We start from the raw sequence: 6,561 nt of genomic DNA, 5'->3' as shown, positions 1-6,561 counted from the left end.
ATTAGGGCTTACTCGGGACTTCCACCCGTTAGACAATGCTCATGCCGAGCATACATAAAAAAAGATTCCCGGTGTCTGTCAACCGAAAATCTCTTCCCAATGTTTGAAACGTTCCAAACCTTCGTCACCGAATTTTGCTATGCTGCGTTCTGCCTTCTCCACTGTCTTCTCCCTGTCGAGATGCGTCTTTGAAAAGAACTTGTCGGCATAGCATATCACCTGCTCTTCGAGGGTCTCAGGCAGGAAATCCCTATGGGGCAGAGGCAGGTCTTGCGCCTCTATCTCCCTCTTGCTGAGTCCTGCTCCGGTATGGCGTTCACACACACGGGCATGACGAGGCAGTCCCTCGCTGCGCAGCATCTCTGCTCCGAGAATGCCGTGGCGGATGTATGGCTCTGTGCCATGACAGTGAATGCCGGGAGCATCGGTCTTTATGATGCCGATGTCGTGGAGCATCGCCGCCTCTTCGATGAAGTCGCGGTCGAGATTCAGTTCGGGGTGCAAAGAAACAATCTGCAGCGCTTTCTGCGCCACAGATCGTGAGTGAACGATGAGGATGTGGCGCAGCTCGCCATCATCCTCACCGCAGTATTTGTCTATTATCGCTTCCCAATCAATCATGGTCGCGCTCTATATATCCTATCACGTCGCCGCGGTTCACCTTGCCGCCCTGGCGTGTGGCAATCTCCACGAGTTTGCCGCCGAGACAAGCAGGAACTTCAACGAACTGTCCCCATGGCGCCTGCACATAGCAGAAGGTCTGTCCCTCATCATAGTGCTGGCCGATGAACGGCTCGATGCATGGTGTGCACTCGCTTGAGCCCTGGAACTCGAAGAACACCTGACCCTTCACTGGAGATACCACAGCGTCTGCCTTGGCATGCTTGAACTCTGCAATCTTCTCTGGTGTGAGGTTGCTTCCGAGCTTGGCGTCTCTTGCCTTCTGAAGGTCGGCGAGGAAACGCTTCTTTGCCATACCGTTCTTGAAGTCGCGATACTGCTCCGGGTGCATAGCCAACTCGAAGAGCTCTTCGTCGTCCTGACCATATTCCCATCCGTTCTCGTCCATCTCTTTTCTGAAGCCATCGAGAGCATTAGGGATGAGAGTGTGAGGATCGGCATCGGTGAATTCCTTGCCGTTCTTCTTTGCCAGAGCCACAATCTCGTCGTCGAGTTTGCCAGGGAGCGTACCGCTCTTGCCGAGGATCATACCCCACATGGCGTCGTCCATCATCACAAAGCGACCCTTGCCCTGAGCCATGGTGAGCAGGTTCATCAGGGCGATGTTTTTGACATACTGTGAGAATGGGGTTACGAGTGGCGGGAAGCCGACACGTGGCCATACGTAAGCCACCTCGTCGAAGAGCTTCACGAGCATCTCGTCGGTAGAATATTCCTCCTTGCCCTTAGAGCGGAGGATAGAGTTGATGGAGCGATGGATACCGGCGAGGTCGGCCATCATACTTCCCATCATACCGCCTGGCAGACCGCAGCCGAGGAGCAGTGAGCTCATGATCTTGTTGCCTGGGTTGATGAAGCATCCCAACCAGTCGTCGATAAACTCCTGTGTGAGACGGCGTGCCTCCATATATGCGTTCATGTCGATTTCCGGAACGTCGAAGCCCTCGTTCTTCAACATGCTCTGCACTGAGATGATGTCTGGATGAACCTTACCCCAAGACAATGGCTCTATGGCTGTATCGATAACGTCGCAACCGTTGTTGCAGACTTCGAGGATTGATGCCATAGAGAGACCCGGACCTGAGTGGCCGTGATACTGTATGATGATTTCAGGATGTTTGTCCTTGATAGACTTGGTGAGCTTTCCGAGCAATGCCGGCTGACCGATACCAGCCATATCCTTGAGACAGATTTCTGTAGCACCTGCCGCGATAAGCTTGTCGGCGATTGCAGAATAATATTCCACGGTGTGTACAGGCGAAGTGGTGATACAGAGTGTGGCCTGTGGTGTCATTCCTGCCTCAAGAGCCCACTTGATGCTCGGGATGATGTTTCTCACGTCGTTGAGTCCGCAGAAGATACGGGTGATGTCAACACCCTGGGCGTGCTTTACCTTATATTGAAGTGCTCTCACATCGTCAGGCACCGGATACATACGCAGAGCGTTAAGACCGCGGTCGAGCATGTGAGTCTTTATACCCACCTCATTGAATGGCTTACAGAATGCTCTTACTGCCGCATTCGGATTTTCGCCGGCGAGAAGGTTGACTTGTTCAAAAGCTCCTCCGTTGGTCTCCACACGAGAGAAGCATCCCATCTTGATTATCACAGGAGCGATGCGCTCCAACTGATCTTTGCGCGGCTGGAACTTGCCAGAAGATTGCCACATGTCTCGGTATACGAGACTGAACTGGATTTTCTTTTTCATTTCGTCTTCGATTTAAAGCGTAACAGGCTATTCTTAGCGGACATTCAAAATCACAACTACTATTCATGTCCCACCGTACTGAGTCTGTTGCGTGTGTTTTTATTTTGCAAATGTAATCGTTTTTTGGGAATAAACTAAATTCTGAACGAAAAAACTGCTTTCCAACTGCATTTTAATACAATTTATCGACCTTGGAGGGGAACGTTATTCAACAATGTAAAATCAAGTTTACAAATAGTCGAGATACTACTCGTCAAGGTGTATATTAACAACATTCATCCTGCCTGCTGCCGTTTTCTCTACTTTTGCAGCGAGGGAACACACTGGCTGGGAGCAGTTGTTGTCATCACCTCATCGCATGTGTCAAGCAGCCCTGATAACCAATTTGGGTTAAAACTATCGGCCAATCATTTCTTCATATCAAAAAAATACATTATCTTTGCAGCCTGAAATTGAGTGTCAGTGCATATATATATATATTGTGACTATTATTTTATGGCTCCGTAGCTTAGCTGAATAGAGCGTCAGATTCCGGTTCTGAAGGTCGTGGGTTTGAATCCCACCGGAGTCACTTGTTTATATATATGCGACAAGCAATTTCAACATTATTCATCAATAGACATTATCCCATCAATAATCATTATTCCATCAATAGCCATTATCACCATCAATAGCTGATATCTGGAAAGAAAAAGTTCTGAAGGTCGTGGGTTTGAATCCCACCGGAGTCACTTGTTTATATATATGCGACAAACAATTTCAACATTATTCACCAATAGCTGATATCTGGAAATAAAAAGTTCTGAAGGTCGTGGGGTTGAATCCCACAGCCATCTATTCTAAAACTTGTACTTCACCGTGGCCATTGCTTCTCTGCCCCGCAAAGGAAGTGAGAAATAACGGTAGTTGAAACCGGTGAAGGAAGCGTCTACATATTGCTTGCGGTTCAGGGCATTATCGATACGCAGACCCAGTTCCCATCTCTTGGATGGAGTATAGAGCAGCTTGGCATCGGCAAACAGGATGGAGTTATACTCACCCTTGGATGTCTCCAACAAAGAGTAATCGCATGACACAGTAAGAGAGAGACGGCTGAGGGGCGAAAGCACAAGACTGAAATCGTTGAAAAGGCTTTTCAGCGTCTGACTGTTGCTGTTGGCATAACGGTCTTGCCAGGAGAGGTTGAAGGTTGACTCGTTGGTGACCTGCAGCCACGACAAGTCATACCATCTTACCAACAGACACGACGTGGCGACATTCGACACCACACGCTGCTACAGTCCGTTCTGTACCACCGGCAACTCATTGCGACTGTAGCTCACGGTGCCTTGTATGGCAACATGTACCTGTGTGAAAGTCTTCTCCACCCGTGTCTGTGCCATGAGATAGCGTGTGGTGGCAGACTGCCACAGAGGAGTCAACTTCGTGAGGTCGTTGCTGATATCATAGGCAAAACGCCAGTCGGAATGGCGCCACGACATTGTGGCAAGTAGGTTCCATGTGAACATATTCACGAAATCGCCATAGTTTAACTTCAGCGACGCATTCGACGACCGTGCCCACCCCATGCGGTCTGGGGTAGCGGTGAGAGTGCGGTAGTCGGAGCGGTAGGCCTGCGGCGTTATGACATCGTCGTCAGCGCCTTGGAGCATTGCCCCGGCTATAGTGAGTCGCCATTGGGGTGAGAAATTGTGGTTCCAGCGCACGGATGGCGAGAGGTATGTCCGGTTGACATGTCTTCCACCTGACCGCCATGGTATCTTTGAGGCATAATGGTTTATGGGACAATCCAGCACCAGTATATCCCTGGAAAAACGCATGGTGTATGAAGGGGCAATGGTGTTGAGCAGACTGCTGTTGTCGTTGTCGTCGGCAGCGTCTATCCTCACCCTGTCTGAGAGATATGAGAATTCGTATCTCAGGTCGAGGATATTGCCGAACAGGGGGAATGACGTGGAAATACTGTTGGCTGTCTTGAAGCGGTTGAAACCGATGCGCTCACGGATGTCATAGACTCCCCCGGCATCAGTCGCCGCCAACGTCTCGCTTCGGCGGAAGTAGAAGAGCGTGGAACCGATGTTGTAGGTATGCAGACCGGAACTTATCGTCATCGCCAACTTGTTTTGGACGTATGACGGATGGCGTGTCACCTGCTGCCCCACCTGTCTGCCGTTGCTATAGATGTCGTTCTGACCCGTATGATAAGAGAGGGATGCCGACAGCTGGTCGAGGAGATACACTTTGGGGGCGTTTAGCTCGTATCTGAACTTTGGGGCGATGGTCTTCTCGCCCACCTTTATGCGGTTGCTCTGCGAGAGAGTGGCGGTATGTGCTCCGCCATAGAGATAATAGGTGCTGTCGGCAAGGTTGTCGGCAGTGGAATAGAGGTCGATGTTAGTGCGCAGTCCGCCATACCGCCCCACCCTATGCATGTGGTTGAATCCGACGGAATACGATTTGTTTTTGAGATAGCGCTGCTGCGGTATCGGCGAGAAGATGGTTTCCATAGCGTTCACGCTGTTGCGCGGCAATGCCACGTAGCCTTCCAGGTCGCTCACATTGATATTGTTTGAGAGGGCATTGCCACTGAGGTCTTCGCCTGTGTTGTTCATCTTTGCCGTGAGGAGCAGCTGGTTCTTGGCGGCGATGTTTATCACCGACAGGTGGTTGTTCCATGTGGCATCCTCGCAATATCCCGCTCCACCTTCCAGTTCTCCAAAGGGACGCATCTTGTAGCCGCTCTTCAGTTTGATGTTCAGCGTTGCCCTGTCTGACGGAACCGTAGACTTCAGTGCACGGATGGGCTGGTCGTTCTCCATCACCTGCACCTGTGATATCGCCTCTACTGGGAGGTTGCGCGTTGCCTGACTGTATCTGTTGCCGAGGAGGTTCTGTCCTTCTATATTAAACTGGTTTATTGTTTCGCCCTTATAGAGTATCGTACCGTTTGGCGACACCTGTATCCCGGGCATCTTTTTCAGCACATCCTCCAGATAATGGTCGTCCTTGCCCTGAAAGGCAGACACGTTGTATTTTATTGTGTCGCCAACCTGCTCCACAGGTTTCAGCCTGACGGTGACTTCCGGCAGTTTCGTCGTACGGCGTATTCCGTCTCCTTCATTCTGGGCTTCAGCGGCGATTACGCAGAGTGAAGCACACAGCAGAGTGGGTATTCTTTTCATCTATTCGAGTTCTATAGGGTTATAGGGGCGTCTGCCGGTGTCACCTGCCTGCGGAGTGAACACCGCACCCGGGTTCTGCAACTGTAAAGCTTTGTATATGTCAGCCTGTTCGTTTTCCACTGCCTTGCGCACTTTGTCACGCGTAGTATGCAATATTTTGTTGCCCGACTTGAGATATACGGGCACTCCCTTGCCGAGGTTTTCCAGTCCATTCAGCGTGAAGCGGTAGTTGTCTTTTGTGTCACAGATACTGAATATCAATCCTGGCAATCCTCCGAAGAGGTATGGTCCTGTATGCAAATCAAACGTAGGGGCATACCATGCCGTCCAGTCTCTGCCGCCGAAACGGCACACGGCTTTCCTGCATGCCACATCGCATATCGTGGTGTCGCCTTCTACGGTCTGCCAACTGATTTCCGGAACTGGCTGGGTGTACTGGTATGAGTTCACGTTGTCCACTTGTATGATTGCCACATTGCGACTGCGGTCTATCACCAATGGATATGTGTATGCCATTCTTTTCATCATTCCCATATTCATCGTGAAGGCTTCCATCGGTGGGCGTTTGGCAGCGGCGAGCGAGTCGTTGATGAAATCTGTCCTGTCGTCAAAATAGTCGACGAAGCTCTGTGCCTTGTCGCCCACGAGCAGTATCGTCTGACCGTCCGTCCTCCCCCTGCTGAGTGAGTCTGGTCTGTATGAGAATTCATAATACACCTTCACGTATGCCGTGTCATACACCGTTTTCTCCACCGGTTTCAGCGGTGGCAATGTGCCGCCATGCACAGACTGCGAGAATGCCGTACTCGCCACTGCTGCCAGCATCATGAATAAAGCCGTTATCTTCTTGATTTGCATATCTGTCAGTTCTAATTTTTCTCTGATTGGGAATATAAGATTATTGCAAAAATAGGGAAAATTTATGAAATGGAACAAAAGAAAGTATCAATTTGACATATAAAGACAATAATTAGAAATAGTGGCGACTCA

5 protein-coding genes and 1 tRNA gene are annotated in these 6,561 nt (G+C 50.2%); 1 reads left to right on the top strand and 5 read right to left on the bottom strand.

Features of this window, described 5'->3' with window-relative positions:
* Positions 1–78: 78 nt before the first annotated feature.
* Both QVO99_RS00145 and QVO99_RS00140 read right to left on the bottom strand, forming a co-directional pair.
* Complete coding sequence (locus QVO99_RS00145; RefSeq protein ID WP_022315553.1) at positions 79–621, bottom strand: HDIG domain-containing metalloprotein; 543 nt, start codon at positions 619–621, stop codon at positions 79–81.
* Positions 614–2,389, bottom strand: a complete 1,776-nt coding sequence (locus QVO99_RS00140; RefSeq protein WP_022315552.1) for a pyruvate carboxylase — start codon at positions 2,387–2,389, stop codon at positions 614–616. The genes QVO99_RS00145 and QVO99_RS00140 overlap by 8 nt, the downstream gene beginning before the upstream one ends.
* A 497-nt stretch (positions 2,390–2,886) precedes the next feature.
* Between QVO99_RS00140 and QVO99_RS00135 the strand changes: the two genes are divergently transcribed.
* Positions 2,887–2,960: transfer RNA gene (locus QVO99_RS00135), tRNA-Arg, on the top strand.
* Positions 2,961–3,228: 268 nt separating this feature from the next.
* Here the strand turns inward: QVO99_RS00135 and QVO99_RS00130 are convergent.
* From QVO99_RS00130 to QVO99_RS00120, 3 genes are read right to left on the bottom strand one after another with little or no spacing between them, the layout of a single operon-like run.
* The gene (locus QVO99_RS00130) at positions 3,229–3,657 is read right to left on the bottom strand and encodes a TonB-dependent receptor (protein WP_288176822.1); all 429 of its coding nucleotides are present in this window, start codon (positions 3,655–3,657) and stop codon (positions 3,229–3,231) included.
* Between the two features lie 6 nt (positions 3,658–3,663).
* Complete coding sequence (locus QVO99_RS00125) at positions 3,664–5,571, bottom strand: hypothetical protein (RefSeq protein WP_022315550.1); 1,908 nt, start codon at positions 5,569–5,571, stop codon at positions 3,664–3,666.
* Positions 5,572–6,429 carry a GLPGLI family protein gene (locus QVO99_RS00120; RefSeq protein ID WP_022315549.1) on the bottom strand — a complete coding sequence of 286 codons (858 nt, stop codon included), beginning with the start codon at positions 6,427–6,429 and terminating at the stop codon, positions 5,572–5,574. It abuts the gene before it with no gap.
* Positions 6,430–6,561 lie beyond the last annotated feature (132 nt).

The organism is Prevotella sp. CAG:592 (assembly GCF_000436015.1).
Lineage (GTDB): Bacteria > Bacteroidota > Bacteroidia > Bacteroidales > Bacteroidaceae > Prevotella > Prevotella pectinovora.
The sequence above is the reverse complement of the archived record's forward strand: the minus strand, read 5'-3'. Positions and strand labels throughout refer to the sequence as shown.